Origin of the sequence: Streptosporangium amethystogenes subsp. fukuiense, assembly GCF_042665875.1 — a bacterium.
GTDB lineage: Bacteria > Actinomycetota > Actinomycetes > Streptosporangiales > Streptosporangiaceae > Streptosporangium > Streptosporangium fukuiense.
On record NZ_JBHTEE010000001.1, the window covers coordinates 7,338,525 to 7,354,568 of the forward strand.

Here is a 16,044-nt window from a genome sequence, read left to right on the forward strand (position 1 = left end):
TTGGAACGCGAGTCGATACCTGCCGCGGCTCTCGCCGCTGCCCCTCGGCCTCTTGGGCCGCCTTGGCCCGCTGACGCCTCTGCTCGTCACCCGTCCGGCACGGCCTTGGGCCGACTTCGACGCCCGGCTCTGACCAGCCTGTTGTGCCGCTCGATCTTACGGGCTTCCTCTTGACGCTCATCGAGGCGAAGTATACAAACGTTCATACACCAATCTGAGGAGGCGGCCTTGGTCACTTACCGGATGGACGGGATGTCCCGGCGAGGGTTTCTGGCGGGCGCCGCGTCCGCCGCCGCGCTCGGAGCGCTCGGCCTTGGGACGGCGGCGTGCGGGAGCTCGGGAGGCGGAGGAAAAACGGCCGCCCGGATCGGGTGGGTGGAGCCGAAGACCGGTCGCCTCGCAGCCGCCTACAAGCCGATCTACGTGGGTGCGCGGCTCGCGCTGGAGGACATCAAGGTGGCCGGCGGCCTGCTCGGACAGGCGGTGCAGGTAGCGGAGCAGGACGACAAGGGGAGCCCGGCCAGCCAGCCGGCCGTGGCGCAGCGGCTGATCCGGGAGAATCCGACCTTCGTGGTCGGACCGACAGGCAGCTCACAGGTGCTGGCGTCGGTGACGGCCCTCGCCCGCGCGAACCTGATCCAGTCGTGCTGGGGAGGCGCGGAGCTGCTCGGGGACGGTGACCGCTTCCCGTACCACTACCAGCTCGTCTACAACACCACCCAGCAGGCCAGGGTGGCGGCGCGCTTCCTCCACGAGGTCCGCGGGCTGCGCAAGATCGGCATCATCGTGGAGAACTCGGAGTTCGGCACGTCGATCAGGGACGCCGTCGTCCGGACGCTGCGCGACGACTACTCCGCCAAGCCGGTCGCGGTCGAGGTGTTCGAGGTGGACGCCTCCGACATGACGCCGTTCGTCCGGAATCTGGAGCGGGCCGGTGTAGACGGGCTGGGGTTGTTCACCGGTCAGCCGCAGGCGACCATCCTGATCCTGCGGGCGATGGCGGCCAGCGATTTCCATCCTGTGATCGTTTCGCACGACCTGAACTACCTCGATGCGCTCGGGGAGTTCCCGCGGCCCCTGCTCGACGGGTTCTTCGGCACCACCTACCGGGGGCTCACCTATGCCGGCGACGAGCAGCCTCCGGCCGAGGTCCGCAAGCTGGTCGAGCGGATCAACGCGCATCCGGACACCGCGGGCCTCGGTTACTCGGCGGTGACCAGCCCCTACTACGACTACGTGATGCTGATGGCCACGGTGATCGGGGAGACCAAAAGCCTCGATCCGGCCGATCTCAAGGCCGCGCTCGACAAGGTCGACGGTTACCAGGGCACCCGGGCGAAGGTGTCGTTCACCGCGAAGCGGCACTCCGGCATCGCCGATGAGGACATCACGATCGGCACTCTCATGTCGGCGAAGGATCCGGAGAGCCTGGGCGGGGTTCTGCGGCGGCGCGCGGACGGGGTGTGACCGCCCGATGATCACCGACATCCTGGTCACGGGGCTGGTCTTCGGCAGCCTCTACGGCCTTGTCGCGATGGGGTTCAACGTCCTGTACCGGCCGACGAACGTGGTGAACTTCGCCCAGGGCGAGCTCATCATGATCGGCGCGATGCTGATGGCCGCCACTCCGATCGGCGGACTCCCCTGGGGAATCGCCGCCGTCTGCGTGATGGCCGTCGTCGCGGTCGTGGCGCTGGCCGAGGAGCGGGTGGCCGTCACCCCGGTGCTGCGCAGATCGTCCCACGCAGCCGGCTGGGTGATCACCACGCTGGCGTTCTCGCTGCTGCTCGCGGAGGCCGCCGGACGGCTGTGGACGGACCAGCCGAGCACCGTCGCACCCCCGTGGCCGCTGTCCATCAACGTCAACGAGGTGGCGGGAGTCCGGTTCTCGAGCTACCAGGTCGGGGTGGTGGCCATCGCCGTCGCCGTGGTGATACTGCTCGGCCTACTGGACCGTTCCCGGTTCGGCGCCGCGTTGCGCGCGGTGGCCGCCGACCGTGACGGCGCCCGGCTGCGCGGCATCGACCCGACGATGCTGACCCGCCGTTCGTTCCTGCTCGGCGGCGCCCTGGCGGGGCTCACCGGAGTGCTGGCGGCGCCGTTGCTGCTGGCCTCGGTGACGATGGGCCTGGGTCTGCTGATCAAGGGTTTCGCCGCACTGGCGGTCGGCGGGATCGGCGACAACCGAGGCGTCCTGGTGGCGGGATGGGTGCTCGGCACCGTCGAGGCCGCGGGCGCCACCTACGGCTCTCCCGGGTCGCAGTCCGTCGTCCTGTTCGTAGCGATGCTGCTCATCCTGCTGATCCGGCCCAACGGCCTGCGCGGTCTGGCGGTGCAACGTCATGTCTGAAGTTCGCGGAACACGGGCGGGCGCCGCGCGGCGCTCGGCCCCTTGGGTCGCTCTCGTGGCGGCCGTGGCCGCGCTGCCACTGGTCAGCGGCGACCCGACGATCACCTACCTCGCCACCACGGCCGCGATCTACGTGCTGGTGGGGACGGGGCTGAACATCATGTTCGGCTACACCGGCCAGGTCTCGCTCGGACAGGGCGCGCTGGTCGCCGTAGGTGCCTACGCCACCGGCATCCTCATGGCCGACCACGGCTGGACCTTCTGGGCGGCGGCCCCGGTGGCGGTGGTGATCGCCACGGGCGCCGGGACCCTGATGGCGCTGCCCGCCTTCCGGTTGTCGTCCTGGTACATCGCCCTGGTCACGCTCGGAGCGGCGATGGCGATGCGCAGCCTGCTGGTCGAGTTCGAGGGGCTGACCGGTGGCTGGTCCGGGCTGGTCGGCATCCCGCGGCCCGCGTTCGGTTCCTGGGAACTCGGGGAACGAGACGTCCTCTGGCTGGCCCTCGCCGTGAATGTCGTACTGTTCGTCATGGTCCGCACCATCGTCGACTCCCGCTTCGGCCGGGGCATGATGGCCGTACGGGACGCGCCGGAGATGGCGCGGAGCGTCGGCGTCGGACCCGCGCGGATGAAGCTGTTCGCGTTCGCCTGCGGCGGTGCCACCGCGGGTCTGGGCGGGGCGCTGCTGGCCGTTCATCACGGGCTCGTCACCCCGGACGACTTCACCCTCGACTTCTCGATCCTGTTCCTGCTGGTGGTCATCATCGGCGGCGCCGCGCGTCTCGTCGGCCCGATCATCGGCACCCTGCTGTTCTTCGCCCTTCCGGAACTGCTGACCGGCCTGGCTGAATGGCGCGGCCTCATCTACGGCGCGGCGCTGCTGGTGCTGATGGTGTACGCGCCGCACGGCATCGCCGGGGCGTGGGAGAAGCTGCGGGCACGCCACGGGGCCGATGGCACGTCTTCCGACGCCCCCGGCACGGGCGTCACGATCGAGGTCAGGCCGCCGCGCGGAGAGCCGCTCGGCGTCGAACTGGCCGGCGTTCGCAAGTCCTTCGGCGGCGTGCACGCGCTGCGCGGCATCGACCTCACCATCGAGCCGGGTACGGTGCACGCGATCGTCGGGCCCAACGGGTCGGGGAAGACGACCCTGCTCAACGTGATCACTCGTCTGCTGCAGCAGGACGAGGGACGGGTCCTCCTCGGAACCGAGGACGTCAGCCGGGCCACGGCCGAGCGGCTCGCCCGGCGCGGGGTGGCGCGCGTCTTCCAGACGCCGCGGCTGCTGGGCGCGTCGAGCCTGCGGGACAACGTCCTGCTCGGCGCCTACGCGCGGGAGCGGGCGAACGGTCCGGCGACCGTCCTGCGGCTGCCGTGGGCCCGGCGCGAACGGGCCGAACTGGAGAGGGAGGCCGACGGGCTGCTGGCCGGTCATGGCCTCGCCGGGCGGGCGGACGAGGAGGCCGCGGCGCTGCCGCACGGCGAGCAGAGACTGCTGGAGGTCGCCCGGGCCTTGATGGCACGGCCGCGCCTGCTGCTGATGGACGAGCCGGCGGCCGGGCTCACGCCGCGAGAGCTGGAGGCGCTGGGCCGCCTGATCCGCGCGATTCGCGACGCGGGCACCACGGTGGTCCTGGTGGAGCACCACATCGAACTCGTCGCGAGCGTCGCCGACGTCGTGACCGTCCTCGACCAGGGCGAACTGGTGACGTCGGGGGCGCCGGAGGAGGCACTCGGTGACGCACGGGTCGTCGAAGTGTACTTGGGAGCACCCGCATGAGAACGCAGGGCGAGGAACTGATCACCGTGTCCGGGCTGAGCGCCGGGTACGGGACGGTGCCGGTGATCCGCTCGGTGGACTTCACGGTCCATACGGGCGAGATCTTCGCGGTGGTCGGCGGCAACGGGGCCGGGAAGACGACCCTGCTCAGCACCATCTCGGGGCTGCTTCACCCCACGTCCGGATCGGTACGGCTCGCCGGAACCGACATCACCGGGTGGAGCCCGGAACGGATCGTGGCCCACGGCCTCGTCCACATTCCCGAGGGCAGGCGTCTCTTCACCGGGCTCACAGTGGCCGAGCATCTGAGACTCGGGCTCTGGAACGTCCCGAACCGGCGCAAGGTCGAGCGGGAGCGGACGGACCGGGTCGTCGACCTGTTCCCGGTGCTGGGTGAGCGGATGGACGCCTACGCGGAGGTGCTCAGCGGCGGCGAACAGCAGATGCTCGCCATCGGCCAGGCGCTGATGCGCGAACCCCGAGTGCTGCTGCTGGACGAACCGTCCATCGGCCTGGCACCCGTGATCATCCAGCGGGTGTTCGCGGTGGTGGACCGGCTGCGGGAGCAGAACCTGACGGTGATCCTGGTCGAGCAGCGTGTCAACCAGGCGCTGGCGCTCGCCGACCGGGGACTGGTCATGCGGCACGGCCGGATCGAGGTTGTCGGCACCGCCGCCGAGCTCGCGGAGGATCCCGTGCTGCGGGCCGCCTATCTGGGCGCGGCCGTGGCCGGCGAGCAGCGGAACAAGGAGTGACATGAGCGGTGAGTGGTGGGGCCCGGAAGTGCCCGAGGCCGACGAATGCGTGGTGGCGGAGCTTCTCGTCCGCCGGGCCGCGGAGCACCCCGACCGGGTGTACGTGATCTTCGAGGACGGGACGCGGTGGACCTACGCCGAAACCCTGGACCAGGCCGAGCGGGTCGCCGCGGGGTTGCACGCGCTGGGCGTGCGGCCGGGTGACACGGTCGTCTCCTGGCTGCCGAACGGGCCCGACGCACTGCGCGTCTGGTTCGGCGTCAACCTGCTGGGCGGCGCCCTGGTACCGCTCAACACCGCCTACCGCGGCAGGCTGCTCGAACATGCGATCCGGCTGTCCGGGGCGCGGGTGGCGGTGGTGCACGGCGAGCTGGCCGGGCGCCTGGACGAGATCGACGCCTGCGCGCTGGAACGGGTGGTGGTGCTCGGGGAGGGCGACAGCCGACCGGCGGGCCGGGCCGGGATGCTGGGGGCGGAGGCGCTGGCGGCGCCGAGCCCCGGCTTCCGCCCGGACTCACCACCCCGGCCGTGGGACTCGTACGCGGTGATCCTCACGTCCGGAACGACGGGGCCGTCGAAGGGCGTCCTGTGTTCGTACGTCCAGCTCGCGGCCTGCGCGCGGGCCGCGTTCGGCGGCTGCTTCGGAGCGGCCGACCGCTACATGGTGAACCTGCCGCTGTTCCACGCGGGCGGCACTATCGGCACGTACGCGGCGTTGTTGCTCGGCGGTGGGATCAGTCTCGTCAGCGCGTTCGATACCGAGTCGTTCTGGCCGGCCGTCCGCGACACGGGCACCACGCACGTCACGCTGCTCGGCGTGATGGCGACGTTCCTGGGCAAGCGCCCTCCGTCCCCGCATGACCGTGCTCACCCGCTGCGGCACGTTTTCATGATCCCGCTCATCGAGGACAGCGCGGCGTTCGCCGAGCGCTTCGGTGTCGACGTGGTGGCCATGTTCAACATGACGGAGGTGTCGATTCCGATCATCTCCGGCCCCAACCCGGATGTGCCGGGCACGTCCGGGCGGCTGCGGCCCGGTGTCGAGGCCCGGGTCGTCAACGAGCACGACCGGCCGGTGCCCGACGGGGAGGTCGGTGAGCTGGTGCTGCGCACCGCCCAGCCGTGGGCACTGAACTCCGGTTACCTCGGGATGCCCGAGGCGACGGCACGGGTCTGGCGCAACGGGTGGTTCCACACCGGGGACGCCTTCCGGACGGTGGACGGCGAGTACTTCTTCGTGGACCGGATGGGCGACACGATCCGGCGCCGCGGTGAGAACATCTCCTCGGCCGAGGTGGAGACCGAGCTGCTGGCGCATCCGTCGGTCCGGGAGGCCGCGGTGGTCGCCGTGCCGAGCCCCTACGGCGAGGACGATGTGCTCGCCGTGGTCGCGCCCGTGGACGGGGCGGAGATCGACCCCGCCGAGCTGCTGCGTTTCCTGATCCCCCGGATGGCGCACTTCATGGTGCCCCGCTACGTGCGCGTGGTCGACGCGCTGCCGCACACCCCGACGAACAAGATCGAGAAGCACCGGTTGCGCTCGGAAGGCGTCACGGCGGACACGGCCGATCGCGAGCGGCTGGGCGTGGCCGTCCGGCGTGACCGCATCGGCGGGACGCCCGCCGCAGGCTGAGCCTCCTCGGAGTACCGGCCGGTCCCGCGCCCGGCCGGTCTCCGCACCTCCCATCAGGAATGTGCGATCGGCTTTCCCGGTCGCCGGCCTTCGGGGCGTCAGTCCTCCGGGGCCGCGCCGACGAGTTGGAGGACGAGGAAGGCGTACTGGTCGGCGAGTTCCTGGGCGGACAGCCCGCCGTCGGGACGGAACCACTGCCCGGCGTTGATGCACATGTCGAGGATCGCCTTGGCGGCCACGTCCACTCGGGCCGGACCCGGCGACCGCGGGTCGGTCAGGCGGAACCGGCCGGTGTTCAGGCCCCGTTCCAGGGTGCGTTCGAAGATGCGGCGGACTCGCTGCTGGGCATCCAGAACCTCCTTGGCCTGCTCGGGCGGGAGGTGGCGCCATTCTGTCCGGGCCACCAGGCCCTCGATACGCCGTTCGGTGTGGAAGAGCGTGAGCTCCCGCACCAGCTCGGCCAGTTGCCGGTCGGCCCGGTCGCCGCCGCGCAGGAGTCCTTCCTCCAGTATGCGCTCGGAGTCCTCGTGAGCCCTCTTGAGGATCGCGTAGAGCACTTCCTCTTTGGACCCGTAGTGGTTGTAGAGCGAGCCCGCGGTGACCCCGCACGCGGCGGTGATCTTGCGGACGGTGGTCGCGGGGAACCCGTCTTCATAGAACAGGCGCGCCGCCTCGTCGAGGATGCGCCGGCTCATCGAGGTCGTGGCAGGGGCGCCGTCAGTGGTCTTCCGGGAGCGTGTCGTACCCACCCCCCGACGCTATCACCATATGAACGTTCATTGACCTGGCGGTGCCGAGTCTGGTAAACAAACGTTTGTATATAAGAAGGGGGAATGATGGGTGAACCGGTGATCGACATCTGCGAGGTCGCCTACGACACCGAATGCTGGACGGCCTACCTGCGTTCGCTGGCCACCGTCGCACCGCGTTATCTCGTCATGTTCTCCGGGCGGCTCGCCGCCCTCACCGGACGGGCTCACGGCGAGGTCGCGGCGGAGGCGGCGCATGATCCGATAGGAACGGCGGAGCGGCTGGCCCACGTCCTTGGACGCGGCTTCGACATCGATCACCATGTCGCCGCGCTGACCGAGAGCGGGGTGGCCCACCAGATCCTGCACGGCGGGCCGTGGCCCATCAGGGACGCCACCGTCAACGACACGGTCGCCGCCTTCGCGGCCAGGCACCCGGACCGGCTCAGCGCATGGGCCGGGGTCAGCCTCACCGACTCGCGGACCGCGATCGCCGAGGCACGTCGCGCGCTCGACGAGCTCGGTGCGACCGGCCTCTCGGTCATCCCGTTCCTCGACGGCACCGACCCGTCCGCACCCGAACACGCCGGGCTCTGGAAGCTCGCCGCCGACCGTGGTGTCCCGGTGTGGCTGCACTGCGGGCAGCACTTCCGTTCGGACATCCCGATCGATGTCTCCGGGCCGCGGGTGCTGGACCGGATCGCCGGCGCCCACCCCGGTCTCGTCCTGGTCGCCGGGCACGGAGGCTGGCCCTGGGTCACGGAGATGCTGGCGGTGGCGCAGCGGCACCCCAACGTCTACCTGGAGTTCTCCTCGCACCGTCCGTCCAGGATGGCGGCCAGGGGATCGGGATGGGAGGCGCTGCTGACGCTGGGTGCCGCATCCGTCCGCTCCCGCGTCCTCTTCGGGTCCACCAGCTGGACCCAGGCCTCCACCCCTGCCAGGCTCGCCGCCGAGGTCACCTGGCTGGGCCTTCCGGACGACGTCGTCCAGGCCTGGCTGCATGGCAACGCCGAGCGACTGCTGAACCGCACCTGGCAGGGAAGCGCGGCATGAGCGGCCGCCGGGTGCTGGTCACCGGGGCCGCCGGTGGCATCGGCACGTCCCTCGTGGCCGAACTGCTTCTGCAGGGCGCGCAGGTGCTGGCGACCGATGTCGACGCGTCAGGCTGCGAGCGCCTGAAAAGGCGGTTCGACGACGATCGGCTCCACCTGGTGCCGCTCGACCTGACGGAGAGCGGAGCGCCACAGCAAATCGTCGATCAGGCGCTCGGCCGACTCGGAGGCCTCGACGGCCTCGTGAACAACGCAGGTGTGGAGCACCGCGCGGCACTGGGCGAGCACAGCACCGCCGACTGGGCGCGCGTCATGGAGATCAACCTGTCGGCGCCGTTCCGGCTGGCCCGTGCGGCGGCACCCGCCCTCGCCGGACGGCCGGGCGCCGCCATCGTCAACGTCTGCTCGATCGCGGTGACCGGGTTCGCCGGGCAGGCCGCCTACGACGCGAGCAAGGGTGGGCTGCTGAGCCTGACCCGCTCGCTCGCCGTCGAACTGGGACCGCTCGGCGTCCGCGCGAACGCCGTGTGCCCCGGCTTCATCGACACCCCGATGCTCGACGAGAGCGGGCTTCGCGGGCTGGCGGAGAAGGTCGCCGCCCGGCTGCCGATCGGCCGGTGCGGGCACCCGGAGGAGGTCGCCGCCGCGGTCGTGTGGCTGCTGGGAACGGGGGCCGGTTATGTCACCGGCCAAGCATTGTTCGTCGATGGAGGGATGGTCAGAGCATGATGCGCGAACAGGAGAGCACGACGTCAAGCGGTGAAGGGGCCCTGCTGGTCTCCCGGCCGGCCCCGGGGGTGCTGTGGCTGACCATGAACCGTCCCGACCGCCGCAACGCGATCGATCGCGCGCTCGGCGAGGAGCTGCTGCGCGCGCTGGAGCACGCCGAGACCGACCCGCAGGCCAGGGTCGTGGTGCTGACCGGGGCGGGCAGTGCCTTCTGCGGCGGGGACGACCTCGGCGCGGTGGACGAGCACCTCGCCGGGGACCGCAGGCACTCGCCGGTGCTCGGTGACACCGCCGACCCCGTGTACCTGCGGATCGTCGAGGCCCTCGTCACAGCGCCGCAGCCGGTCATCGCGGCGGTCAACGGCCCCGCGGCCGGGGCGGGCACCGAGCTGGCCTGCGCCGCCGACCTGCGGATCGCCTCGGACACGGCGCGGATCGGGAGCTGCCTGGTGAACGTGGCGCAGACCGGCACCGCCGTGATGCTGGCCCGGATCGTCGGGAGCGCCAAGGCGACCGAGATCTATCTGTCCGGCGGGCTGCTCGACGCCACCGACGCCGAACGCCTGGGCATCTACACCCGGGTCGTCCCGTCGGGGGATCTGCGGGACGCGGCGCTCGCCGAGGCCCGCAGGCTCGCGGCCGGTCCGACCGGCGCGATCGGGCTTTACAAGCAGCTACGCGAGCGAGTGTACGGTCAGCCGCTGGAGCAGGCGCTGCGGATCCAGAACACCTTCCACATCCGCAACAACAGGGAAGTCCATGATGCCGTCGAAGGAGCACGTGCCTTCGTCGAAAAGCGCAGCCCCGAATTCACGGGCCGTTGAGGAGGAACGGATGACCATGGCAGACGGTGACGTGTTCGGCCGGCTCGACGGCAGGGTCGTTCTGGTCACGGGTGCGGCGAGCGGCATCGGCGCGGCCTCGATGAGGCTGTTCCGGGCCGTCGGGGCCGAGGTCATCGGGGTGGACCTGACCCCGGGAGAGGGCATCGTCCAAGCGGACGTCTCCGACCCGGCACAGGTCGCGGAGGTCGTCGACGGGGTGGTCGCCCGGCACGGCCGGCTAGACGTCGTCCACGGCAACGCCGGCGTCAACGTGCCCGGCCGCCCGCACAGCCTCACCGACGACGACTACCGCAAGGTGATGGGCGTCTGCTGCGACGCCAACTTCTACCTGGTGCGCTCCGCGGTCGGGCACATGCGCGCGCACGGGGGAGTGTTCGTGTTCACCTCGTCGATGTGCGGGGTGTCGGCGACTCCCCGCTCCCCGGTCTACAACATGGCCAAGCACGCTCTCATCGGCCTCGCCCAGTCCGTCGCCGTCGACTACGGCGCGCAGGGGATTCGCGCGGTGGCCCTGATCACCGGGCCGACGCACACCGGGATGGTCGACGAACTGTGGCCGCCGGGTCCGCTCCGCGACTCGCTGACCGCGACCACCGCCGTCGGACGGCTGGCCACCCCCGAGGAACAGGCCCGCGCCGCGGTGTTCGCCGCGCTGCCCGGCAGTTCCTTCCTCACCGGATGCAGTCTCACCGTGGACGGCGGCGCGACCGCCGGGTGGAACGAGATGGCCCGGACGATGCTCACTCTCAAGAAGGTGTGATGACGGAACTGGGACGCATCGAAGGCGGCGTCGAAGCCCCCATGCGGGACGGCGTGCTGCTGCGCGGCGACCTGTGGCGGCCCCCGTCCCCGTCCCCGGCCGTGGTGTTCAGGACGCCGTACGGCCGGCGGCAGATCAGCTCCGACACGCTGCACCCCCAGCACTGCCTCGCCGGAGGATTCGCCGCGCTGGTGCAGGATACCCGGGGCCGCTTTGACTCCGACGGCGACTGGCGGGCCGTCATGTGGGAGCAGGAGGCCAGGGACACCTACGACACGGTGGAGTGGGCGGCGGCACAGCCCTGGTGCGACGGCAACGTGTTCCTCGCGGGCACCTCCTACCTCGGCATCATCGCCTGGCTCGGCGCGGCCGAACGCCCGCCCCACCTGCGCGGCATCGCCCCTGCCATGACGACCGGCGCGGCGGCCGACACCCGTGACACCGGCGGCGCGCTGCGGCTGGACCACCTCGTCGGGTGGCTGGCCTACATGGCCGCCGACTGGCTGGGCCGGCAGGGACCGGACGCCGACCCGTCGCTGGTCGCCAAGGTCGCGTCGTTGATTCACGATCCGGGACGGGCGATGCGGCGGCTGCCGCTCGTGGGCATGCCGGAACTGGACCTGCCCGGATTCCCGATCCGGATCGGCGACCTGCTGGACGGACGGATCCAGGCCCTGCCCGACTGGGACCACGCGGCGGTGGAGGTGCCGACCCTGTCGGTGACCGGCTGGTACGACGTCTACGCCACCGCGACCATCCGCGGGCACCTGGAGATGCGCAGGCTGCGACCGGACCTGCGGCACGAGCTGATAGTCGGCCCCTGGGCGCACACCGGAGCCCTGTCCCATCTGCAGGGCGAGGTCAACTTCGGTGTCGCGGCCTCCGCCGCGGCCACCCGGCTGCCCGCCCGGCACCTGGAGTTCTTCCGCCGCTGCCTGGACGGATCGGACGGTCCCGCCCCCGTTCGGTACTTCCAGATGGGCGCGGACGAGTGGCGCACCGCCGAGCGATGGCCGCCGACGGAGGCCGCCGGGCACGCCCTGTACCTGACGGGGCCCGCCGCGCAGGGTAGGACGCCGGGACGGCTGACCGCCACGCCCGACACGGCGAACCCGGCCACACCGGACGGCTACCTCCACGATCCGGAGGATCCGGTGCCGAGCCACGGCGGGCGCGTCCTGCACCTCGGCCGCCTCGTCCCCGGGCCGCTGGACCTCAGCCGAACGGCCGAGCGACCCGACGTCCTCGTCTACCACGGCGACGTGCTCACCGAGGACACGGACGTCATCGGCCCGGTGCGGCTGAAGCTCACCTTCGCCACCGACGCGGCGGACGCCGACGTGATGGCTCGGCTGGTGGACCAGCTGCCCGACGGGCGGATGCTGCCGGTCGGCGAGGGGGTGATCAGGCTGAGCCGCCGCGACGGCCCCGACACCCCGGTGCCACGGGGAGAACCGGTCCGGCTGGACATCGATCTCGGGTACACGGCCCAGCGGTTCCCGGCCGGCCACCGGATCGGCCTGATGCTGTCCAGCAGCAACTTCCCCCACTACGACCGCAACCAGGGGGACGGGGAGCCGCCCGCCACGGCCGGACCGGGCACGCCGTCCACCCAGAGTGTCCACTACGGGACGTCGGTCCTCCTCCTGGGCGACGGGGCGCGCCCGTGACGCTGCGGCACCGGACCGTCCAGCGCTCCACCGACTGCGAGATCCACCACTGGACCGGCGACTCCGGTGACCAGTCCCCGATCGTTCTCACCCATGGCGCCACCCTCGATCACCGTACGTGGGAACCGCAGGCCGAGGCGTTCGCCGCCCGGTACCGGATCCTGCTGGGGGACGTCCGGGGCCACGGGAGCTCCGACTTCTTCAACAGCACCGTGCTGCGCTTCCCCGCCGAGCACGGACTCGACTCACCGGAGGACTGATATGACGATGTGGAGCCGGGAGGACGTCGACGGCGTCGCCGTCCTCACCTACCGAAACCCGCCACGCAACTTCCTCACCTTCGCCGCGCTCGAAGAACTGGACGCGGAACTCGCCCGGCTGGAGACCGCGCCGGACATCGGGGTTGTGACGCTGACCAGTGATGTCCCCGGCTACTTCATCGCCCACGCCGACCTGGACGAGCTCGCCGAACTCTCCCGGGGGCCGATGCCGCGGGCCAAGATCTGGTACACCGCGATGCGACGCGTCGAGCGGATCCCGCAGCCGGTGATCGCCGCGATCGACGGCCAGGCATGGGGCGGCGGCTTCGAGCTGTCCCTGGCCTGTACGCTGCGATGGGCCTCGACCGCCGCCCACTTCAGTCTGCTCGAGACCGCGCTCGGCATCATCCCCGGGGCGGGCGGCACCCAGCGGCTGGCCCGGTTGATCGGCCCCGGGCGGGCCGCCGACATCGTCCTCACCGGTGACGTCCTCACCGCCGAACAGGCCAGGGCCGCCGGATTCGTCGAACGGGTGCTCCCCGCGCCCAACTTCCAGGCGGAGGTTCTGCGGCTCGCGCGCGGCATGGCGTCCCATCCCGCCGCCGCCCTCGCCGCCGCGAAGCGCGCACTCGTCGAGGGTCCCCGGCTACCGCTCGCCGAAGGTCTCCGGCTGGAGGCCGCACTCTTCGCGGAGAGACTGGCCAGCCCCGAATCCAGGAGGCTTCAGGAAGCGGCGCGGCGCCGCTACGCCGAGGCGGCGGACGACGACGACATCTCCTTCGGAGACCGCCCGTGAAGACCGCGGTCATCACCGGAGCCGGCCGGGGCATCGGCCGGGCGACCGCGTTCACGCTCGCACGCGACGGTTACGCCGTCGCGGTCGGCTACCACCGGAACGCCGAGTCCGCCGCCGAAGTCGTCGGCGAGATCCACCGGAACGGCGGACACGCCGCCGCCTTCGCGCTGGATGTCGCCGATCAGGACCAGTGCGCGGAGTTCGTGCGCGCAGCGGGTGAACGGCTCGGGCCCGTCCGTGCGGTCATCTCCAACGCGACAGGATTCGGCTCCGCCTCGCCGTCCCTGGGGAAGGCACTCGAAACCCCCTGGCATACCTACGAGCGGATGTTCGCCACCCGCGTCGGCTCCCTCCTCGCCCTCGTGACCGCGGCACGTTCGCAACTGGCCGACGGCGGCCGGGTCGTGACGACCGTGAGCACCGGGACGAGCAGGCACGTCCCCGGTTATGCGGCGATCGCCGCCGCCATGGCCGCGGCCGAGAGCGTCGTCCGCTACCTCGCCGTGGAACTCGGCCGCGACGGCATCACGGTCAATCTGGTGAGCGGCGGTGTGGTGGCGACGGACGCGCTGCGCGAGATCAGCCCCGACCCGGAGCGCCTCCTGGCCGCCGCCGCGCGCGCCACACCGCTGGGCCGCGCCGGCTCCCCCGAAGACCTGGCCAAGGTCATCGCGTTCCTGTGCGGCGAGGAGGCCGGCTGGATCACCGGACGCTCCATCATCACGGACGGAGGAAACTCGCTGCGCTGAGCCATGACCTCACCCGCTGTACCGAGCCGGACGGTACCGGACGATCCTGCCGTGCCCGGCACTGCCGTACCGGTGCGGATCTGCTCGAAAGTCAAAGTCGGACGGTGTTCGGCGAGGACTCTTGGGCCGGCGGTGTCCGAATGGGCATTGACACCTGCGGACATGAGCCTGCCGGTGAGGGCCGGTTTCATCGCGATCGCGTACGGGACGCGCCGGGGAGCCGGATCGGTCCGCCGACGCTGACGACGATCAGGTCATGGAAAGCGCAAAGTGCGACAGATGGCCATCTGTCGCACTTTGTTCCTATGTGTCCGAGGGGGGACTTGAACCCCCATGCCCCGCAAAGGGCACTAGCACCTCAAGCTAGCGCGTCTGCCTATTCCGCCACCCGGACGTGGTGCCTGCACGTGGGACCGTCATCCCGCGTCGGCGGACTTAGGTTAGCAAACTCTTGAGCTTGCGTCATATCGGTTGGAGGGCGGGTAGGGACGGGGTGCCGGGAAGGAGGGTACGGCGGGAGGATGGGGGTGGAAGCCGTACCGAACTCAAGGAGTCCACATGGCTACGCTCAACGGTGAGGATGAGGTCGTCGGGCTGTGCCGCGACCTGATCAGGATCGACTCGACCAACGCGGGTGACAACTCGGGCCCCGGAGAGCGGGCCGCCGCCGAGTACGTGGCCGAGAAACTGGCCGAGGTCGGGCTGGAGCCGCAGATCCTGGAGTCGGACAGGGGGCGGGCCAACGTGATCGCCCGCATCGCGGGGGAGAACTCCTCGCGGGACGCGCTGCTGCTGCACGGACATCTGGACGTCGTGCCCTTCGACGCCGCCGACTGGGCCCACCACCCGCTCAGCGGTGAGATCGCGGACGGCTGTGTCTGGGGACGCGGCGCGGTCGACATGAAGGACATGGACGCGATGATCCTCGCGGTCGTACGACAGCGGCTCAGCGAGGGGCGGCGCCCGCCGAGGGACGTGGTGCTGGCCTTCACCGCCGACGAGGAGGCCGGGGGTCACTACGGCGCGCAGTGGCTGGTCGAGCAGCACAAGGACCTGTTCGACGGGTGCTCTGAGGCGATCGGTGAGGTGGGCGGGTTCAGCGTCTCCATCGACGAGGCGCGCAGGCTCTATCTGATCGAGGCGGCCGAGAAGGGCATCGCCTGGATGCGCCTGACCGCCACCGGCCGGGCCGGGCACGGCTCGATGCTCAACGCGGAGAACGCGGTCACCGATCTGGCCGAGGCGGTGGGCCGCATCGGCCGGTACGAGTGGCCGGTACGGATGACACAGACGGTGAGGACGTTCCTGGAGGAGACCTCCAGGGCGCTGGAGCTGGAGCTTGACCTGGACGACGCGGAGAAGACCGTCGCCAAGCTGGGGCCGCTGGCGCGGATGATCGGCGCCACGCTGCGCAACACCGCCAACCCCACGATGCTGGAGGCCGGCTACAAGGCCAATGTGATCCCCCAGGTCGCCACCGCGCATGTGGACGGCCGTTTCCTGCCGGGATATGAGGACGAGTTCTTCCAGACCGTCGACGAGCTGCTCGGCCCCAATGTGACCAGGGAGTTCATCTACCACGACATCGCCATCGAGACCGGTTTCGACGGGCCGTTGGTGCGCGCCATGGCCGACGCCCTCCTCGCCGAGGACCCGGGCGCGCTGGCCGTGCCGTACACGTTGTCGGGGGGACGGACTTGAAGGCGTTCGGCCGGATGGGAATTCGAGGGTTCGGGTTCGCGCCGCTGAAGCTCCCCGCCGACCTGGACTTTTCCGGGATGTTCCATGGGGTGGACGAGAGGGTGCCGGTGGATTCGTTGCGGTTCGGGGTCCGGGTTCTTGACCGATTCCTGGACGGCTGCTGATCCGTTCCCGGGAAACCCGTTGCGTTGACTCCATGTGGTGCTAACGTG

14 protein-coding genes, 1 tRNA gene and 1 pseudogene are annotated in these 16,044 nt (G+C 70.8%); 14 read left to right on the top strand and 2 right to left on the bottom strand.

From position 1 onward, the window contains the following. Positions 1–228: 228 nt before the first annotated feature. Genes ACFQVD_RS32575 through ACFQVD_RS32595 form a run of 5 tightly spaced genes read left to right on the top strand, consistent with a single transcriptional unit; the run spans position 229 to position 6,518 of the window. Positions 229–1,467 (top strand): ABC transporter substrate-binding protein, encoded by a 1,239-nt coding sequence (locus tag ACFQVD_RS32575; RefSeq protein ID WP_343971469.1) that lies wholly within the window; start codon positions 229–231, stop codon positions 1,465–1,467. A gap of 7 nt (positions 1,468–1,474) precedes the next feature. Then, positions 1,475–2,350, top strand: a complete 876-nt coding sequence (locus ACFQVD_RS32580; protein WP_343971466.1) for a branched-chain amino acid ABC transporter permease — start codon at positions 1,475–1,477, stop codon at positions 2,348–2,350. Further along, entirely contained in the window at positions 2,343–4,130 is a 1,788-nt protein-coding gene (locus ACFQVD_RS32585) for a branched-chain amino acid ABC transporter ATP-binding protein/permease (protein ID WP_343971463.1), read from the top strand. Before ACFQVD_RS32580 ends, ACFQVD_RS32585 begins: the two co-directional genes overlap by 8 nt. After that, positions 4,127–4,885 (top strand): ABC transporter ATP-binding protein, encoded by a 759-nt coding sequence (locus ACFQVD_RS32590; protein WP_343971460.1) that lies wholly within the window; start codon positions 4,127–4,129, stop codon positions 4,883–4,885. The genes ACFQVD_RS32585 and ACFQVD_RS32590 overlap by 4 nt, the downstream gene beginning before the upstream one ends. Position 4,886: 1 nt before the next feature. Next, a complete protein-coding gene (locus tag ACFQVD_RS32595; RefSeq protein WP_343971457.1) occupies positions 4,887–6,518 on the top strand; it encodes an AMP-binding protein in 1,632 nt (543 codons plus the stop codon). 98 nt (positions 6,519–6,616) lie between these two features. Here ACFQVD_RS32595 and ACFQVD_RS32600 read toward each other — a convergent pair whose 3' ends face one another. Then, complete coding sequence (locus tag ACFQVD_RS32600) at positions 6,617–7,213, bottom strand: TetR/AcrR family transcriptional regulator (protein ID WP_343971454.1); 597 nt, start codon at positions 7,211–7,213, stop codon at positions 6,617–6,619. 138 nt (positions 7,214–7,351) lie between these two features. Between ACFQVD_RS32600 and ACFQVD_RS32605 the strand changes: the two genes are divergently transcribed. From ACFQVD_RS32605 to ACFQVD_RS32640, 8 genes are read left to right on the top strand one after another with little or no spacing between them, the layout of a single operon-like run. Further along, positions 7,352–8,323: an amidohydrolase family protein gene (locus ACFQVD_RS32605; RefSeq protein WP_343971451.1), complete on the top strand. Its 972-nt coding sequence runs from the start codon at positions 7,352–7,354 to the stop codon at positions 8,321–8,323. After that, positions 8,320–9,051: an SDR family NAD(P)-dependent oxidoreductase gene (locus tag ACFQVD_RS32610; RefSeq protein WP_343971448.1), complete on the top strand. Its 732-nt coding sequence runs from the start codon at positions 8,320–8,322 to the stop codon at positions 9,049–9,051. The genes ACFQVD_RS32605 and ACFQVD_RS32610 overlap by 4 nt, the downstream gene beginning before the upstream one ends. Continuing rightward, positions 9,048–9,875, top strand: a complete 828-nt coding sequence (locus ACFQVD_RS32615; RefSeq protein ID WP_343971445.1) for an enoyl-CoA hydratase-related protein — start codon at positions 9,048–9,050, stop codon at positions 9,873–9,875. Before ACFQVD_RS32610 ends, ACFQVD_RS32615 begins: the two co-directional genes overlap by 4 nt. Positions 9,876–9,885: 10 nt before the next feature. Further along, on the top strand, positions 9,886–10,656 hold the full coding sequence (locus ACFQVD_RS32620) for an SDR family NAD(P)-dependent oxidoreductase (RefSeq protein WP_343971442.1): 771 nt from the start codon (positions 9,886–9,888) through the stop codon (positions 10,654–10,656). Then, positions 10,656–12,326, top strand: coding sequence for a CocE/NonD family hydrolase (locus ACFQVD_RS32625; RefSeq protein ID WP_343971439.1), 1,671 nt, complete (start codon positions 10,656–10,658; stop codon positions 12,324–12,326). Before ACFQVD_RS32620 ends, ACFQVD_RS32625 begins: the two co-directional genes overlap by 1 nt. Next, on the top strand, positions 12,323–12,586 hold the full coding sequence (locus tag ACFQVD_RS32630; RefSeq protein WP_343971436.1) for an alpha/beta fold hydrolase: 264 nt from the start codon (positions 12,323–12,325) through the stop codon (positions 12,584–12,586). Before ACFQVD_RS32625 ends, ACFQVD_RS32630 begins: the two co-directional genes overlap by 4 nt. Before the next feature lies 1 nt (position 12,587). Further along, positions 12,588–13,382 (top strand): enoyl-CoA hydratase/isomerase family protein, encoded by a 795-nt coding sequence (locus ACFQVD_RS32635; RefSeq protein ID WP_343971433.1) that lies wholly within the window; start codon positions 12,588–12,590, stop codon positions 13,380–13,382. Beyond that, positions 13,379–14,131, top strand: coding sequence for an SDR family oxidoreductase (locus ACFQVD_RS32640; RefSeq protein WP_343971430.1), 753 nt, complete (start codon positions 13,379–13,381; stop codon positions 14,129–14,131). The genes ACFQVD_RS32635 and ACFQVD_RS32640 overlap by 4 nt, the downstream gene beginning before the upstream one ends. A 308-nt stretch (positions 14,132–14,439) precedes the next feature. Here the strand turns inward: ACFQVD_RS32640 and ACFQVD_RS32645 are convergent. Beyond that, positions 14,440–14,525, bottom strand: a tRNA-Leu gene (locus ACFQVD_RS32645). Positions 14,526–14,689: 164 nt separating this feature from the next. On the opposite strand from ACFQVD_RS32645, the pseudogene ACFQVD_RS32650 reads away from it, so the two are divergent. Continuing rightward, positions 14,690–15,996: pseudogene (locus tag ACFQVD_RS32650) on the top strand (M20/M25/M40 family metallo-hydrolase). The last annotated feature ends 48 nt before the right edge of the window (positions 15,997–16,044 follow it).

Bases quoted from the DNA above. Each gene is read 5' to 3' on its own strand.
- ACFQVD_RS32610 (WP_343971448.1), top strand. From the start codon at position 8,320: ATGAGCGGCCGCCGGGTGCTGGTCACCGGGGCCGCCGGTGGCATCGGC.
- ACFQVD_RS32590 (WP_343971460.1), top strand. From the start codon at position 4,127: ATGAGAACGCAGGGCGAGGAACTGATCACCGTGTCCGGGCTGAGCGCC.
- ACFQVD_RS32620 (WP_343971442.1), top strand. From the start codon at position 9,886: ATGACCATGGCAGACGGTGACGTGTTCGGCCGGCTCGACGGCAGGGTC.
- ACFQVD_RS32600 (WP_343971454.1), bottom strand. From the start codon at position 7,213: ATGAGCCGGCGCATCCTCGACGAGGCGGCGCGCCTGTTCTATGAAGAC.
- ACFQVD_RS32585 (WP_343971463.1), top strand. From the start codon at position 2,343: ATGTCTGAAGTTCGCGGAACACGGGCGGGCGCCGCGCGGCGCTCGGCC.
- ACFQVD_RS32580 (WP_343971466.1), top strand. From the start codon at position 1,475: ATGATCACCGACATCCTGGTCACGGGGCTGGTCTTCGGCAGCCTCTAC.
- ACFQVD_RS32635 (WP_343971433.1), top strand. From the start codon at position 12,588: ATGACGATGTGGAGCCGGGAGGACGTCGACGGCGTCGCCGTCCTCACC.
- ACFQVD_RS32615 (WP_343971445.1), top strand. From the start codon at position 9,048: ATGATGCGCGAACAGGAGAGCACGACGTCAAGCGGTGAAGGGGCCCTG.
- ACFQVD_RS32595 (WP_343971457.1), top strand. From the start codon at position 4,887: ATGAGCGGTGAGTGGTGGGGCCCGGAAGTGCCCGAGGCCGACGAATGC.
- ACFQVD_RS32625 (WP_343971439.1), top strand. From the start codon at position 10,656: ATGACGGAACTGGGACGCATCGAAGGCGGCGTCGAAGCCCCCATGCGG.
- ACFQVD_RS32605 (WP_343971451.1), top strand. From the start codon at position 7,352: ATGATGGGTGAACCGGTGATCGACATCTGCGAGGTCGCCTACGACACC.